Genomic DNA, 15,101 nt, shown 5'->3' with positions numbered 1-15,101 from the left:
CGATTGCCACTTGACCAGTAAATAGGTTACTCCCGTCAAGTCCTGTCTCTCGGGACCGCCCATCCCTCGATTTTGACAATACTAAAGTTGTTTACGACACTTCTACAAGGGTTCACTCACATCTCGTTCAGCTTCTTTACCCCCACCATAGCAAACTACATTACCCTACAAGTGGCAGTAGCGCCTTTGACCTTATCGCTCAAGACCAACCCGTGAAAGGTAAGCCCCATAAGGCGGTTTGACCGGTATGCCTAAACATCCCAGCCGAGAGACCAATCCCCAAAATCTTCTTGCGTGTTTCCACCCGAAACAAATGCCGGGGTCGTTTCCAGAAAATTATGAGACTCTCATCTCAATTACAGTTTTGTTGCTCCTCAATTTTACTTAAATTGTATCCCGAAGCAACACAGGACACACAACGCTCTACAACATCGTTTAACAGCAAATAGCGGGCATTCTGGTGAAAAGTGTTATTTTAGAGACCAATTAAAAAACAACTAAGCCGACAAGTTTGCGTCCCTACTCCGCGCCACTTGCGTTAAACAAGACCGTTGCCATTCATTGTGGGAAAACCGAGTAACCAATTATAATTATGAAAAACCTTTTAGTATTTGCGTTAATAATTTTAGGCTTTTTTAGTTGTAAACAGGAAGAAAAACCGGTAAAAAGTGAAAGTCGAAAAAATCAAATAGTCATCGGACAAAAGGACAGTATCTACTCTGAAATTCTGGACGAATCTCGTGCATTATGGATACATATACCTGAATCTGCTAAAGACAGTTCTTTATACAAAACTAAATATCCAGTATTATATTTATTAGATGGACCTTCAAATTTCAAATCTGTAAGTGGAATAATTGAGCATTTAAGCAGTAATATGATTGTGCCAGAAATGATTATTGTTGGCATCGCTAATACAATTAGGTCTTTAGATATGACACCAACAAAAGTTGATATTGATGTTATGTCTGGCGATAGCATTCAATATCCATCTGGTGGTGGAAATAAATTTCTTGATTTTATTGAGAAAGAATTAATTCCACACGTAGAGAAAAAATATCCTGCAACTACTTACAAAACTTTTGTTGGCCATTCTTTTGGAGGTTTAAGCGTAATTAATGCTTTAGTAAATAGAAAAGAGCTTTTTAACAATTACGTCGCAATAGACCCAAGTTTATGGTGGGACAATCGTGCTTTTTTAAATGTAGCTGATTCCATTTTATCTGTAAATAAATTTGATAATAGAGCACTTTACGTTGGAATAGCAAATACAATGGAATCTGGAATGGATATTGAGAAAGTCCAAAATGATAGTGTTCCCGACACATATTTCACAGTACATATCAAATCAGTATTACAATTTGTTAATTCTCTTGACGCAAAAAAAGATAATGGATTATTATTTGATTGGAAATACTACGAAAATGATGACCACGGAAGTGTTCCATTTATTGCCGAATATGATGCTCTTAAATTTCTTTTTTCTTGGTATAAACTTAATGAAGTAAATGATTTCTATTCTGAAAACTCAACATTAAACCATCAAGAAATACTGAATTTAATCAATTCCCATTATGCGAATATTTCGAATAAATTTGGTTATGAAGTAATTCCACCTGAAAATTATATAAACTCAATCGGTAATGGATTTATGTATAATGATATGCCTAAAAAAGCCTATGAATTGTTGAATTTGAACATTAAAAACTATCCTAAAAGTCCAAACGTTTATGAATCTTTGGGAGATTATTACTTATTTCAGTCTGATACTTTAAATGCGATTAAAGAATTCAAAAAAGGACTTGAAATTGGAGACAATAAAAAACTACAGGAAAAATTAGATAAATTAGAAAATGGAGAAATTTAATAAAATGAATAGTCCGAATTAACCTTTGCGAAAAAACAACGAAATGGCAACACCGTGTATAATTAATTGCTTTGGCAAGTGCTTATTTGGAAAATTCCTTCGGAATTTTCTCGCGTTCGTTTTTGTTTACTAAATTAGTTGCTTAAACACGCAACTAACCATACACAAAACCGTTGTGGTGCATTATTCAGCATGTTCAGAAAACCTAATTAAATTTTATTCATTCAAAAAAATAATGTAAATTTGTATCCAAGTAGATACAATATTTATGTTCTTTATTGAAAAAACAATTGAATTTGATAAATGGCTGAGAAAGCTAAAAGACTTAAAAGCTAAATCAAAAATCTTATTCAGAATTCAAAAAATAGAAAATGACGAGCATTTTGGCGATTGCAAACCTGTAGGCGACGGAATAAGAGAAATGCGTGTGAATTTTGCGAAAGGATATCGTGTTTATTTCAAAGAAAAGGACGGTAAAATAATTGTTTTGCTAATTGGTGGAGATAAGTCATCTCAAGAAAATGATATAAAGAAAGCAAAAGAAATCTGGAAAAAACTAAACAAATAGAAAATATGGGAACTTCAAAATTTGACATTGCAGATTATTTAGACAGCAAGGAGATGATCGCTGAATATCTCAATACTGTTTTAGAAGAAGGAGATAATGCAGATGTAATTAATGCAATCGGTCATATTGCAAAGGCGATTGGGATGACTAAAATATCAGAACAAACAGGATTGAGCAGGCCAAGTTTATACAAAGCTTTATCAGATGGAGCAAAACCTCAATTTGCAACAATAATGAAAGTTTTAAAAGCGATTGGAGGACAAATTCAGGTCAACCCAAAAATGTCTGCTTAATAAATAACGCACCACAACATCGTTTAACAGCAAATAGCGGGCAGATTGCTGAAAAGCGTTATTTTAGAGAGCAAAAAGAAAACAACAAAGCCGACAAAAACGTGTCCCTACTCCACGCCACTTGCGTTAAACAAGACCGTTGTGCACAAGCAAAAAAAAAAAATGAAACAAAAAGCAAGATTAGATTTTTTACTAAATGAACTTTACAAAAGTAAATCCGAAGATCAAATGTCGGATATTTATGCAATTACGGATAAAATGCCCGACGATATAAATAGAAGTGATGCCAAGGTTCTGGCAGAAAGATTATATAATCTTGATTTAATAAAACTATCACATACTAAAAGTAGTCTTCGTGCTACATTGACAAGTATCGGCATTGAATATTGTGAAGAAGATTCATTTACAGAAGTTGGTAAACCTGTTATAAATCACAATTATAATTTGACAATTAGTAATAGTCCAAATTCAAATATTGTAAATCAATCCAAAAGCATAAATATTAATTCCAAAATCGAAAATATCACCTATCTAATAGATGAAATTTCCAATACAATTAATCAAGATTCTAAAGTTACTGATGAACGAAAAGAAAACATTGATGAGTGCACTAAAGAAATTAAATTAAATCTTGAAAAAAATAATATTCCGAAATTTGGAATAAAAAGTTTGCTGAATTTATTGAGTGACATCGCTTCAGTTAGCAGTCTAGTATTAAGTTTATCTGAATATGTATAGTCGCCAGTGCACAACATCGTTTAACAGCAAATAGCGGGCATTCTGCTGAAAAGTGTTATTTTAGAGACCAATTAACAAACAACTAAACCGACAAGTTCGCGTCCCTACTCCACGCCACTTGCGTTAAACAAGACCGTTGCCTGCAATCCCCCTACTAAAAAATCGAGTTGAGTTTTTCTGCTAACGGGCGTATCTTTGTTTCGGCTCCTTGTTAAGGCCGGTTTCAGCATTGGTGTTTAAAAAGCCCGACCGCAATCAAGGTTTGAATGTAAAAAGTAATAGGTCATCATTACTTGCGTTTGAGTTTAGTGGCGATACTTTCATAGTAATCCCGATTGGAATAATTTCAAAATCAGTAGTTACATTTCTTGGAGCTTATTTTATAATCTTTAAAAACAAACTATTATGAAAAAAAAGCAGATTTCACTAGAAGTGGTCAATCCCAATGCGGCAGGTATTGATATTGGAAGTAGAAGCCATTGGGTTGCTGTTGGCCAAAATGCCCAGGACGTAAAAGAATTTGGTGTTTACAGCCAAGACCATCAAGAGCTTTGTGAGTGGCTCAAAAAGCACAAGGTCACGACCATTGCCATGGAAAGCACTGGAACTTACTGGCAAAATTTATTTTCTTCATTAGTCGTCTTTGGTTTTGATGTCATTTTGGTGAATGGCCGTCAAACAAAAAACATAAAAGGAAAAAAAACAGATATTTTAGATTGCCAATGGATACAAAAACTGCACACTCTAAGATTGCTCAGCAGTAGTTTTTTGCCCGATAGCACAACAGCAGTTATCAGGACCTACTCTCGCCATAGACAAAACATTTTAAAACAATCTGCCAGTGCGATCTTAAAAATGCAAAAATACCTGAGATTGATGAACATGAGACTGGATGTGGTGGTAAAAGACATCGTAGGGCTTACGGGAACAAAAATTATCACGGCATTTATCGGTGGCGAAAAATCAGGAAAAGTATTGGCTCAGAACAGACATTATAATTGCCGAAAATCGGAAGATGAAATTTCCAGAGCATTACAATATAATGGCCGTGAAGATTATTACTTTGCCCTAAAACAAGAATGGGAAACCTATTTGCACCTTCAAAAACAAATAGACCAAGTAGATATTCAAATTAAAAAACACCTCGAAGAAGTCATCAATAATGACGATGATAAAAAACAGCACATTGCAAGTAAAAAACCATACAAAAGAAAAAACAAGAACACCATTAGAAATGCCGATATGAACCAGCTCTCCTATCAGTATTTTGAAGGAGTGGATTTAATGGCAATTGAAGGTGTGAACGACGCAACACTAATGGCCTTTATAAGCGAAATAGGTTTAGAGGGAATCAACAAATTTGAATCAGCAAAGCAATTTACCTCCTGGCTCAGGCTTGCCCCAAACAATAAAATCAGTGGAGGAAGGGTATTGAGCCATCACTTGCCAAAAGGAAGCAATCGTTTAAAAGTAGCCCTCAGGCAAGCCGCAAATACAATTGGAAATTTAAAGGATGGGCATTTATCCGATTTTTTCAGAAGAATAAACTACAAAAAAGGACGGGCAACCGCCATAAGTGCCACAGCACGAAAACTAGCAGTCATTATTTGGAATATGCTCACAAGAGGAATTCCTTATCACCCACCAACAGAATATCTGTTCCTTGACCAAAAAAGAAAACTAAAACTGGTCAATAGAATTAAAAGGAATATTGCTAAATTTGACATTAAACCCGAAGATATCGGATTAACTAAAATACTGAATATCAGTACTTAATATTTGACGTTAGTTGGAAGCTAAAACAGATAAAAAATAATTATGGAACTAAATACAGCAATAACAGCAATATCGATCTTTATAATAACCACTTTTCTCTGTTGGAAGATTTTAAGTAATTATAATAAAAAACAACTGGGTAAAAAGATGTCTAAACAATGGAATTCTAAACTTTATTTATGGCAAGGTGTAATTTTTTCTAGTACTGGATTAACATTTCTGATTATTTTTCTATTAAAATGGACCGAGGTGTTGTCTTTTTAGAAGTTTAAAAAACATTAATAAATCCCAGCAAAAAACTTATTCCACTAAACCATAAACAATTTAATGAAAAGAATAATTCCATATAAAGAAGTTAATGAAGCTGTATTGTCGCTAGATAACGGAGGCAGATTTTATAACCTACTAACTAAATCAAACGATGGAATAATAGACCAATCTGAACTAGGAAAAGTTGGAGGATTGTTTAATGACAAACAAAAAATGATTCTTTTTCTGGAAATGTCTATGAGTTCATTGAGTAGTGAAGAAAAGGAAATAATCCTTTCAAAATTGGATGAAGATTTAAAGCAAACTTATGCTAAGTACAAGTCTCAAAAATTACTACCATCCGAAGCGAATATAAAAGGAATAATTGCTGCAAATGCAATTTTAAAAGGAGTTCCAAAATTGATTGATAAAAAATCAGATTTTAATGGATTTATAATGGTTCCAATAATGGCTGGAAAAGCAATGACCTTTGTAATGATTCCAATTATTGATAATTATAATGTTTATGAATTACGAGATGAAAAAACTTCTGAAACATTTCTAATTGCACATTCTAGAAATTCAGAAAAACTGCCAAGTGAAAAAATAATTATTGCAGGGTTATTAAAAGAACTTAAATCAGGAAAAAACGAAAACAGCAAAAAAATTAAATTCCTTGAAGCAAACTATTACATTTCAAATTAGTTAATACGCCAGTTGCCAACATCGTTTAACAGCAAATAGCGGGCAGTTTGCTGAAAAGTTTTATTTTAGAGACCAAGTAACAAACAACAAAGCCGACAAGTTCGCGTCCTAATTCCACGCCACTTGCGTTAAACAAGACCGTTGTGCCGCATACTTTCACAAAGTTTGGAATTATGAAGATAAATGAAAAATTAAGAAAACAGATTTTTGAAATAATCAATAATCAACTTAGAGATAACGACCCACCTGAGACTAAGAAAACATTCGATAGATTACAAAATAAGGGGTATAATGAATTTCAAACCAGACAAATGATTGGGCAATGTTTAGCAGTTGAATTGTTTGATATTTTGAAACATGGAAAGTCGTATAACAATGAAAGATATGTTAAGAATTTAATAGCTTTACCTAAAGAACCATTTGATTGAATTAAATCGATAAATTATAGAAAAAAAGAGACGAAATTCTCTGACAATAATTAAGGTTTAAAAATGAAAAAAACACTAAAAAGAAAATTCAGACTTCTTCCAGCAAAAGAATGGGTAAAAACTTATTCAGGAAACAATATAGTTAAAGGGTATTCAAAAAAGTATTCTGTTGACAAATTATGTGCGGTCAAGGAATTAAGAATGATTGGAATTGAAATTTCAGAAGAATTCGAAAATCGGTTGCGTCAGTCGTTAGAATCGCTTAAACAGCAAAAAAATTCATTAAAGAAAAGTCGAGAGGATGAATTAAATGAACTATGGGATTTTGAAAGTGATGAAATTTTTGCAATGATTCTCGGATATACAAACGGAGGATTTCCATACGGAGTAACGCAAAAAGAAATGGAAGAAATAAAAAGAGAAAAAGAAATTGAATAACTAAGCCATTAAAAAAACAACCCTTAAAAAGTATTGACACTAATTAATGATTACGGTAAAGTACGACGGCACAACATCGTTTAACAGCAAATAGCGGGCATTCTGGTGAAAAGTGTTATTTTAGAGACCAAGCAACAAACAACTAAGCCGACAAGTTCGCGTCCCTACTCCACGCCACTTGCGTTAAACAAGACCGTTATGCTTTATATGTAAAAATCATTCAACTATAAACAAATTGAATTGAAAAAAGATTAAATTTGAAAATAAACCTTGAAAAGATGAATTATCAAACCATATCTGTAGATTTTCCGTACGATATTCTTTTGGCGTTGAATGAATCAGAAAATGATTTAAAAAAACGTATTAAAATAATGTTGGCCATTCAATTATATAAAATTCAAAAATTGACCATTGGTAAAGCCGCTCAACTTTCTGGACTTTCTCGATTAGAATTTGAGACTGAACTTTCCAAAAATAAAATTTCAATATCTAGCTTGACAGAAAAAGACGTACTAAAAGATATTGAAAAATTAAAATAGAAATGAAAAACGGACTTGTAATTGCCGATGCAGGGCCTATTTTTTCCCTTGCCATTATTGATAAGCTGGAGATTTTAAATAGTTTGTTCGATGAAATCAAAATACCAAATGCAGTTTGGGAAGAAATAACTTTAAAGAAAAACACCGAATATTATAAGGAAATCAAAAGTTTTTTTGAACTAAAAGTTGTCAAAATATCCAGTTTCAACGAATTGACTTTTATAATGGATTATGGAGAATCGGAATCATTAATCCTTTATAAAGAACTGAATGCTCAATTTCTTCTAATAGATGATAAAAAAGCACGGACAATAGCTGAAAATTTCAATATTGAGTGTATTGGAACTTTAGGTTTGTTATCAATAGCAAAATCTAAAGGATTGTTAGATAATTTAAGACCTTTATTTGTAACGTTTATCCAGAACAATAGATATTATTCTATAAAATTATTGAACAAATTACTAGAGAATCACAAAGAGCAGAAGATAACATACAAAGCATAACATCGTTTAACAGCAAATAGCGGGTATTTGAACAAAAAGTAATATTTTAGAGGCCAATTAAAGAACAACTAAGCCGACAAGTTCGCGTTCCTACTCCACGCCACTTGCGTTAAACAAGACCGTTGTGCAACATTTTAAACATTGAAAATTGTATGAAAATTTTTCCAAAAAAAGATTATTCTATCGAATTAAATAATGATAGTTCGTTAGCGATTTCGGAATTAAAAAATCAAACTTTATCAAAAGAACAGTTTGTGTCTGACTGGAATAATCAAACATTCATTGGAGAAATTGACAAAAATATTTTTGAAATTAAGCTTTCTAAAAAGTTATATGGAGAATTATGTATTCTGAAAGGAAAATTAAATAACCGAAAAGGAATAATCGAAATAAGAACAAGTAAAGTATTTAAAATTATTTTCTTGTCATTTGTATCGTTGGCGATTTCTGGAATAATTGCAGCTATAATCCAAAATAAGCTAAATGTAATATTCCCCCTTTTTATAACAATTCTAGTAATGAGATTTATTTTTCTGGAATTCGGATTCAGGATTATTTCAAAAAGCGGAATAAACAAATTGACAGAAATAATTGGAATAAAGGAATTAAAAAGTCGAGTAGGTAAAGGGGAATTGCACCCCTAAACCTCTCTCAGAACCGTACGTGATGCTCTCACATCATACGGCTCTTCTTAACAAGTCTAAGGCGTAAAACCATATTGCCAATGCACAAATAGATTGGGAAACTGCTTGGCAGTCTCCTGTAACCATTTGTAGGCAAAGAACCAATGTTTACGCCTAAATCGCCGATATTTGTTGCGTACCCATTTAGCCAGTCGCATATTCAAAAAGCGGAACACATAATGTAGTTCGCTCATTCGCACCTTGCCGTAATAATGAATCCACCCTCGTACTTTGTTCGCTATAATGCCTGCCAAATCGGGCAGGCGCAAGTGAACCATACGGTGCAGTTTCATCTTGAACAAGGTTTGATTGATTCGCTTTTGACTTTGGCGGCTGATGGCGGGCGTGAAACCCAAATGAAAGTTCCCGTAGTAGCCCTTTACCATTCTTGGTTTGAATGTAAAACCTAAAAAACTGAAGGTTACATAGTGGACCTTGAACGGTGGGTGCTTCTTTTGGTTGCGCTTGCAATAAACAATATTGCTCTTGCCTTTCTTTATCTGCAACTTGCATTGCTCAAATCTGGCTTTTACCGCTTCCAAAGTCCGCAGGGCTTGTTTGAAGTTTGCACAATGGATGATAATATCATCTGCATATCGTTCAAACTTTACTTCGGGATGGTGCTGTTCAATCCATTTGTCAAAAACAACGTCTAGGAAAATGTTTGCCAATAATGGGCTTATAACACCTCCCTGTGGTGTGCCTTTGCTACGGGGATGAACACTCCCATCTTTCTTTTGGACACTGGCTTTTAACCAACGTGTCACGTACAAGTGAATGTGCTTCTCTTTGGTAAAGTGACCCAATGCTTTGAGCATTAAATCGTGGTCTATCTCATCAAAAAAACTCTTGATGTCCAAATCTATTGCCCAATCCATCGCCATACAGTTTTCCCTGCATTGCTTTATGGCTTGGTGCGCCGATTTGTTCGGTCGATAGCCAAAGGAACTTTTGCTGAACCGCTTATCTGCAAGCTGCTCCAGCTCCTCTCTAATTACCATTTGAGCCGTTCGGTCTTGTACCGTCGGGATGCCCAGTTTCCGTATCCTGCCATCTGCTTTGGGTATTTCTACTTCGCGAACGGGCTTGGGAAAGTAACTTCCACTCGCTAACCTGTTCCATACGGGATAAAGGTATTTCATAGGGCGAGCGGACACTTCGGAAATCGATACTTTATCGACACCCGATGCACCCTTGTTACTGCGTACCTTCTTAAAGGCTTCCATTACCTGTCGCTTATCTATCGGTTGCGACTTTTGTTTCTCTTTGAAAATCATCCTAATCTACATTAGTTGTAATACAAGTTAAAACTGTTAAGTCAGCCCCTTCGCTCCCATCCCATTACAGGATGCTCATCGCTACTACGGGATAATCCGTCACTAATGGCACGTATGGCTAATTTCTTCCTTGCCCTTCGGGGTTGTGGAATTTTCGCACCTGCCATTAGCTTCTCCTGTTCCGTAATTGAGCCGTAAGTAAAGCTCCTGCCCTCTTTATGCCGATTGCCACTTGACCAGTAAATAGGTTACTCCCGTCAAGTCCTGTCTCTCGGGACCGCCCATCCCTCGATTTTGACAATACTAAAGTTGTTTACGACACTTCTACAAGGGTTCACTCACATCTCGTTCAGCTTCTTTACCCCCACCATAGCAAACTACATTACCCTACAAGTGGCAGTAGCGCCTTTGACCTTATCGCTCAAGACCAACCCGTGAAAGGTAAGCCCCATAAGGCGGTTTGACCGGTATGCCTAAACATCCCAGCCGAGAGACCAATCCCCAAAACCTTCTTGCGTGTTTCCACCCGAAACAAATGCCGGGGTCGTTTCCAGAAAATTATGAGACTCTCATCTCAATTACAGTTTTGTTGCTCCTCAATTTTACTTAAATTGTATCCCGAAGCAACACAGGACACACAACGTTGGGTAACATCGGTTAAGCGCAAATAGCGGGCATTCCGGTGAAAAGTGTTATTTTAGAGACCAAGAAACAAACAACAAAGCCGACAAGAACGCGTCCCCATTCCACGCCACTTGCGTTAAACATGACCGTTATGTGTCATTTAAGATGATCCGTTGAAAGAACAAATACTTATTTTGAATCTTATATTTTCGACTTTCTATAATTGAAAGAATAAAAAGCTCTAATGAAATTGAACAATAAAATTAAAATATTCGGACTTTATTTTCTCAGTTTATTCTGTATACTGATATTTTTAATTATAAATAATTCAATTAATTTAAAAAGTTTAATTATTAAAGCTGACAACTTCAGACCAGAAAATGGATTTTTCTTATTTTTAACCACAGGATTTATCAAATATGGAATACTTATAATTGGTATCAGTATCTTTACAATATTGACTTATAAAATGATTAAAAAAATATGGTAAATATTATTTTAGCTATTGCATTCATCATTCTTGGATCTGTGTTAATTATTTACTATAACGGACTTAAGAAAAAAGAAAAGGGTGGTCTTTCGTTTAAACTAATTAGTGGTGGAATAGGTTTTATAATAATCGGTCTAGGGTTGATTATTCGGGAAATATTTTAAAACTGACTATTAATTAAAGTCGAGTAGGTAAAGGGGAATTGCACCCCTAAACCTCTCTCAGAACCGTACGTGATGCTCTCACATCATACGGCTCTTCTTAACAAGTCTAAGGCGTAAAACCATATTGCCAATGCACAAATAGATTGGGAAACTGCTTGGCAGTCTCCTGTAACCATTTGTAGGCAAAGAACCAATGTTTACGCCTAAATCGCCGATATTTGTTGCGTACCCATTTAGCCAGTCGCATATTCAAAAAGCGGAACACATAATGTAGTTCGCTCATTCGCACCTTGCCGTAATAATGAATCCACCCTCGTACTTTGTTCGCTATAATGCCTGCCAAATCGGGCAGGCGCAAGTGAACCATACGGTGCAGTTTCATCTTGAACAAGGTTTGATTGATTCGCTTTTGACTTTGGCGGCTGATGGCGGGCGTGAAACCCAAATGAAAGTTCCCGTAGTAGCCCTTTACCATTCTTGGTTTGAATGTAAAACCTAAAAAACTGAAGGTTACATAGTGGACCTTGAACGGTGGGTGCTTCTTTTGGTTGCGCTTGCAATAAACAATATTGCTCTTGCCTTTCTTTATCTGCAACTTGCATTGCTCAAATCTGGCTTTTACCGCTTCCAAAGTCCGCAGGGCTTGTTTGAAGTTTGCACAATGGATGATAATATCATCTGCATATCGTTCAAACTTTACTTCGGGATGGTGCTGTTCAATCCATTTGTCAAAAACAACGTCTAGGAAAATGTTTGCCAATAATGGGCTTATAACACCTCCCTGTGGTGTGCCTTTGCTACGGGGATGAACACTCCCATCTTTCTTTTGGACACTGGCTTTTAACCAACGTGTCACGTACAAGTGAATGTGCTTCTCTTTGGTAAAGTGACCCAATGCTTTGAGCATTAAATCGTGGTCTATCTCATCAAAAAAACTCTTGATGTCCAAATCTATTGCCCAATCCATCGCCATACAGTTTTCCCTGCATTGCTTTATGGCTTGGTGCGCCGATTTGTTCGGTCGATAGCCAAAGGAACTTTTGCTGAACCGCTTATCTGCAAGCTGCTCCAGCTCCTCTCTAATTACCATTTGAGCCGTTCGGTCTTGTACCGTCGGGATGCCCAGTTTCCGTATCCTGCCATCTGCTTTGGGTATTTCTACTTCGCGAACGGGCTTGGGAAAGTAACTTCCACTCGCTAACCTGTTCCATACGGGATAAAGGTATTTCATAGGGCGAGCGGACACTTCGGAAATCGATACTTTATCGACACCCGATGCACCCTTGTTACTGCGTACCTTCTTAAAGGCTTCCATTACCTGTCGCTTATCTATCGGTTGCGACTTTTGTTTCTCTTTGAAAATCATCCTAATCTACATTAGTTGTAATACAAGTTAAAACTGTTAAGTCAGCCCCTTCGCTCCCATCCCATTACAGGATGCTCATCGCTACTACGGGATAATCCGTCACTAATGGCACGTATGGCTAATTTCTTCCTTGCCCTTCGGGGTTGTGGAATTTTCGCACCTGCCATTAGCTTCTCCTGTTCCGTAATTGAGCCGTAAGTAAAGCTCCTGCCCTCTTTATGCCGATTGCCACTTGACCAGTAAATAGGTTACTCCCGTCAAGTCCTGTCTCTCGGGACCGCCCATCCCTCGATTTTGACAATACTAAAGTTGTTTACGACACTTCTACAAGGGTTCACTCACATCTCGTTCAGCTTCTTTACCCCCACCATAGCAAACTACATTACCCTACAAGTGGCAGTAGCGCCTTTGACCTTATCGCTCAAGACCAACCCGTGAAAGGTAAGCCCCATAAGGCGGTTTGACCGGTATGCCTAAACATCCCAGCCGAGAGACCAATCCCCAAAATCTTCTTGCGTGTTTCCACCCGAAACAAATGCCGGGGTCGTTTCCAGAAAATTATGAGACTCTCATCTCAATTACAGTTTTGTTGCTCCTCAATTTTACTTAAATTGTATCCCGAAGCAACACAGGACACACAACTGTGGGCAACATCGTTTAACAGCAAATAGCGGGCAGTTTGATGAAAAGTGCTATTTTAGAGACCAAGTAAAAAAGAACAAAGCCGACAAGAACGTGACCCTACCCCACGCTACTTGCGTTAAACAAGACCGTCAGACTGTCTAAAAACCCCTTGCTTTCTTAATAACTATGTTGATTTCTTATTTGCTGAGCTGTTTCCTATTGTTAGGCTTAACCGTATCTTTTAGGTATGAAATTCATTATACCCAAAGACCGTAAACAAGCCAGCCTGTTCCCAGTTTCCCTGGATGAAGCCATTGACCAAGAAAACGAAGTCCGAGCCATTGATGTGTTCGTTGATGGCCTCGATCTTGAAAAGATGGGCTTCAAGGTACATTTCCCCGAAGGCGGAAGGCCGGCCTATCATCCAGCAACGCTCCTGAAATTGTTCCTATATGGATATATGAACCGCCTGCGTTCTTCCAGGATCCTCGAGCGCGAGTGCAAACGAAACATGGAGATGATGTGGCTCCTTGGCCAACTTGCCCCCGACCACAACACCATTGCCAATTTCAGAAAAAACAACCCCAAGGCCATCAAACACGTGTTCCGCGCCACGGTGGAACTGGCCATGAACTTCAAACTGATCGGCGGTAGGATCATTGCCGGGGACAGTACCAAACTGCGTGCACAGAACAGTAAAAAGAACAATTTCAACGAAAAGAAGATAAAACGCCACCTGGAATATATCGACAACAAACTCGATCAGTACAACCAGGACCTGGCAAAGGCCGATGGGGAGACTGAAAAACAAGAGGTCCAAAAAGAAATACGAAAGCATGCCCAGCGAAGGGAAAATTATACAAAGCTCAAAAAACAACTGGAGCAGACCGGGGAAGAACAAATTTCAACTTCCGATGGGGAAAGCCGCCATATGGTCCTGCGGGGGAACATTACCGAGGTGGCCTATAACGTACAGTCCACTGTGGACGGCCTGCACTGCATCCCTATTGATTACCAGGTCACCAACCGAAATGACTCCAAGGCCATGGGCGATATGATAAGAAGGTCCAAGGCCATACTCAGGAACAATACCTTTACAGCACTCTTTGACAAAGGCTACCACACAGGATCGGAACTCGAAACCGCTCAAAAGCTCGGTATCAAAACAATGGTGGCCATTCCCGCGCCCGCATCCACGGCACCACACCCGGATTACAACCTACAGAATTTCATTTACGACCAACAACAGGACCAGTATACCTGCCCACAGGGACACGCCCTGAAGACCAACGGCAACTTTTATACAAACCATCAAGGCAAGCCCAACCAAAGTAAGTTCAAACAATACAAAACAAAGGCCTGTAAGGGGTGCCCCGTGCGAGACCTGTGCACCAGGGCAAAAAATGGAAGGCTCCTTGCCCGGAATGTCTTTGCGCCATTCTACGAGGAGAACCGAAAAAACATGGAACAAGAAAAAGAACTCTACCGCCGCAGGCAGGCCATTGTGGAACACCCATTTGGAACCATGAAAAGGCAATGGGGGTTTGACCATATCCTTACCAAAAAAGGAAAGAAAAGGGCCTCTGCAGATGTAGGCTTCATCTTTATTGCCTACAACCTCAAAAGGATCATTAACCTGATAGGCCATAAAGCCCTACAAGAAGGCAGCAATACCTTGTTTGATAAAATTTTGGGCTTAATAGCGCGATTTTACCGCTTTTTAAGAACTAGTGTTAAGTTAATTATGATATGACGGTTATTATTTATAT

At 37.3% G+C, this 15,101-nt stretch carries 17 protein-coding genes; 13 read left to right on the top strand and 4 right to left on the bottom strand.

Annotated features, from left to right (window positions below; all coding sequences use genetic code 11):
• The first annotated feature begins 592 nt into the window (after positions 1–592).
• The 11 genes from JM83_RS15465 (at position 593) to JM83_RS15410 (ending at position 8,748) form a co-directional block, all read left to right on the top strand.
• Positions 593–1,867 (top strand): alpha/beta hydrolase, encoded by a 1,275-nt coding sequence (locus JM83_RS15465; RefSeq protein ID WP_144963025.1) that lies wholly within the window; start codon positions 593–595, stop codon positions 1,865–1,867.
• Between the two features lie 268 nt (positions 1,868–2,135).
• Entirely contained in the window at positions 2,136–2,435 is a 300-nt protein-coding gene (locus JM83_RS15460; RefSeq protein WP_144960829.1) for a type II toxin-antitoxin system RelE/ParE family toxin, read from the top strand.
• A 5-nt stretch (positions 2,436–2,440) separates the two neighbouring features.
• On the top strand, positions 2,441–2,728 hold the full coding sequence (locus JM83_RS15455) for an addiction module antidote protein (RefSeq protein ID WP_144960827.1): 288 nt from the start codon (positions 2,441–2,443) through the stop codon (positions 2,726–2,728).
• Positions 2,729–2,890: 162 nt separating this feature from the next.
• On the top strand, positions 2,891–3,466 hold the full coding sequence (locus JM83_RS15450; RefSeq protein ID WP_144963024.1) for a hypothetical protein: 576 nt from the start codon (positions 2,891–2,893) through the stop codon (positions 3,464–3,466).
• Positions 3,467–3,871: 405 nt separating this feature from the next.
• Complete coding sequence (locus JM83_RS15445) at positions 3,872–5,242, top strand: IS110 family transposase (RefSeq protein WP_144963023.1); 1,371 nt, start codon at positions 3,872–3,874, stop codon at positions 5,240–5,242.
• Positions 5,243–5,569: 327 nt separating this feature from the next.
• Positions 5,570–6,196 (top strand): hypothetical protein, encoded by a 627-nt coding sequence (locus JM83_RS15435; protein ID WP_144963021.1) that lies wholly within the window; start codon positions 5,570–5,572, stop codon positions 6,194–6,196.
• Between the two features lie 173 nt (positions 6,197–6,369).
• Positions 6,370–6,624 (top strand): hypothetical protein, encoded by a 255-nt coding sequence (locus tag JM83_RS15430; RefSeq protein WP_144963020.1) that lies wholly within the window; start codon positions 6,370–6,372, stop codon positions 6,622–6,624.
• A 63-nt stretch (positions 6,625–6,687) separates the two neighbouring features.
• Positions 6,688–7,062, top strand: coding sequence for a hypothetical protein (locus tag JM83_RS15425; RefSeq protein WP_186435017.1), 375 nt, complete (start codon positions 6,688–6,690; stop codon positions 7,060–7,062).
• Positions 7,063–7,340: 278 nt separating this feature from the next.
• The gene (locus tag JM83_RS15420; protein ID WP_144962851.1) at positions 7,341–7,601 is read left to right on the top strand and encodes a UPF0175 family protein; all 261 of its coding nucleotides are present in this window, start codon (positions 7,341–7,343) and stop codon (positions 7,599–7,601) included.
• 2 nt (positions 7,602–7,603) lie between these two features.
• The gene (locus tag JM83_RS15415) at positions 7,604–8,104 is read left to right on the top strand and encodes a DUF3368 domain-containing protein (RefSeq protein WP_144963019.1); all 501 of its coding nucleotides are present in this window, start codon (positions 7,604–7,606) and stop codon (positions 8,102–8,104) included.
• A 152-nt stretch (positions 8,105–8,256) separates the two neighbouring features.
• A complete protein-coding gene (locus tag JM83_RS15410) occupies positions 8,257–8,748 on the top strand; it encodes a hypothetical protein (RefSeq protein ID WP_144963018.1) in 492 nt (163 codons plus the stop codon).
• Positions 8,749–8,804: 56 nt separating this feature from the next.
• On the opposite strand, the gene ltrA (JM83_RS15405) is transcribed toward JM83_RS15410, so the two are convergent.
• Together ltrA (JM83_RS15405) and JM83_RS19595 are read right to left on the bottom strand one after the other, a co-directional pair.
• Complete coding sequence (gene ltrA, locus JM83_RS15405) at positions 8,805–10,064, bottom strand: group II intron reverse transcriptase/maturase (RefSeq protein ID WP_144960768.1); 1,260 nt, start codon at positions 10,062–10,064, stop codon at positions 8,805–8,807.
• A 41-nt stretch (positions 10,065–10,105) separates the two neighbouring features.
• Positions 10,106–10,231 (bottom strand): hypothetical protein, encoded by a 126-nt coding sequence (locus tag JM83_RS19595; RefSeq protein ID WP_261376330.1) that lies wholly within the window; start codon positions 10,229–10,231, stop codon positions 10,106–10,108.
• Positions 10,232–11,171: 940 nt separating this feature from the next.
• Between JM83_RS19595 and JM83_RS19210 the strand changes: the two genes are divergently transcribed.
• Entirely contained in the window at positions 11,172–11,342 is a 171-nt protein-coding gene (locus JM83_RS19210; RefSeq protein ID WP_186435016.1) for a hypothetical protein, read from the top strand.
• A 106-nt stretch (positions 11,343–11,448) separates the two neighbouring features.
• On the opposite strand, the gene ltrA (JM83_RS15400) is transcribed toward JM83_RS19210, so the two are convergent.
• Together ltrA (JM83_RS15400) and JM83_RS19590 are read right to left on the bottom strand one after the other, a co-directional pair.
• Positions 11,449–12,708: a group II intron reverse transcriptase/maturase gene (ltrA, locus tag JM83_RS15400; RefSeq protein ID WP_144960768.1), complete on the bottom strand. Its 1,260-nt coding sequence runs from the start codon at positions 12,706–12,708 to the stop codon at positions 11,449–11,451.
• 41 nt (positions 12,709–12,749) lie between these two features.
• A complete protein-coding gene (locus JM83_RS19590) occupies positions 12,750–12,875 on the bottom strand; it encodes a hypothetical protein (RefSeq protein ID WP_261376330.1) in 126 nt (41 codons plus the stop codon).
• A 704-nt stretch (positions 12,876–13,579) separates the two neighbouring features.
• On the opposite strand from JM83_RS19590, the gene JM83_RS15395 reads away from it, so the two are divergent.
• Positions 13,580–15,085 (top strand): IS1182 family transposase, encoded by a 1,506-nt coding sequence (locus JM83_RS15395; protein WP_144963017.1) that lies wholly within the window; start codon positions 13,580–13,582, stop codon positions 15,083–15,085.
• Positions 15,086–15,101: the final 16 nt, after the last annotated feature.

Source organism: Gillisia sp. Hel_I_86 (assembly GCF_007827275.1).
Taxonomy (GTDB): Bacteria; Bacteroidota; Bacteroidia; order Flavobacteriales; family Flavobacteriaceae; genus Gillisia.
The sequence above is the reverse complement of the archived record's forward strand: the minus strand, read 5'-3'. Positions and strand labels throughout refer to the sequence as shown.

Excerpts from the sequence above, each read along its gene's own strand:
- JM83_RS15465 (WP_144963025.1), top strand. The coding sequence starts at position 593 with ATGAAAAACCTTTTAGTATTTGCGTTAATAATTTTAGGCTTTTTTAGT.
- JM83_RS15460 (WP_144960829.1), top strand. The coding sequence starts at position 2,136 with ATGTTCTTTATTGAAAAAACAATTGAATTTGATAAATGGCTGAGAAAG.
- JM83_RS15455 (WP_144960827.1), top strand. The coding sequence starts at position 2,441 with ATGGGAACTTCAAAATTTGACATTGCAGATTATTTAGACAGCAAGGAG.
- JM83_RS15450 (WP_144963024.1), top strand. The coding sequence starts at position 2,891 with ATGAAACAAAAAGCAAGATTAGATTTTTTACTAAATGAACTTTACAAA.
- JM83_RS15445 (WP_144963023.1), top strand. The coding sequence starts at position 3,872 with ATGAAAAAAAAGCAGATTTCACTAGAAGTGGTCAATCCCAATGCGGCA.
- JM83_RS15435 (WP_144963021.1), top strand. The coding sequence starts at position 5,570 with ATGAAAAGAATAATTCCATATAAAGAAGTTAATGAAGCTGTATTGTCG.
- JM83_RS15430 (WP_144963020.1), top strand. The coding sequence starts at position 6,370 with ATGAAGATAAATGAAAAATTAAGAAAACAGATTTTTGAAATAATCAAT.
- JM83_RS15425 (WP_186435017.1), top strand. The coding sequence starts at position 6,688 with ATGAAAAAAACACTAAAAAGAAAATTCAGACTTCTTCCAGCAAAAGAA.
- JM83_RS15420 (WP_144962851.1), top strand. The coding sequence starts at position 7,341 with ATGAATTATCAAACCATATCTGTAGATTTTCCGTACGATATTCTTTTG.
- JM83_RS15415 (WP_144963019.1), top strand. The coding sequence starts at position 7,604 with ATGAAAAACGGACTTGTAATTGCCGATGCAGGGCCTATTTTTTCCCTT.
- JM83_RS15410 (WP_144963018.1), top strand. The coding sequence starts at position 8,257 with ATGAAAATTTTTCCAAAAAAAGATTATTCTATCGAATTAAATAATGAT.
- ltrA (WP_144960768.1), bottom strand. The coding sequence starts at position 10,064 with ATGATTTTCAAAGAGAAACAAAAGTCGCAACCGATAGATAAGCGACAG.
- JM83_RS19595 (WP_261376330.1), bottom strand. The coding sequence starts at position 10,231 with ATGGCAGGTGCGAAAATTCCACAACCCCGAAGGGCAAGGAAGAAATTA.
- JM83_RS19210 (WP_186435016.1), top strand. The coding sequence starts at position 11,172 with ATGGTAAATATTATTTTAGCTATTGCATTCATCATTCTTGGATCTGTG.
- ltrA (WP_144960768.1), bottom strand. The coding sequence starts at position 12,708 with ATGATTTTCAAAGAGAAACAAAAGTCGCAACCGATAGATAAGCGACAG.
- JM83_RS19590 (WP_261376330.1), bottom strand. The coding sequence starts at position 12,875 with ATGGCAGGTGCGAAAATTCCACAACCCCGAAGGGCAAGGAAGAAATTA.
- JM83_RS15395 (WP_144963017.1), top strand. The coding sequence starts at position 13,580 with ATGAAATTCATTATACCCAAAGACCGTAAACAAGCCAGCCTGTTCCCA.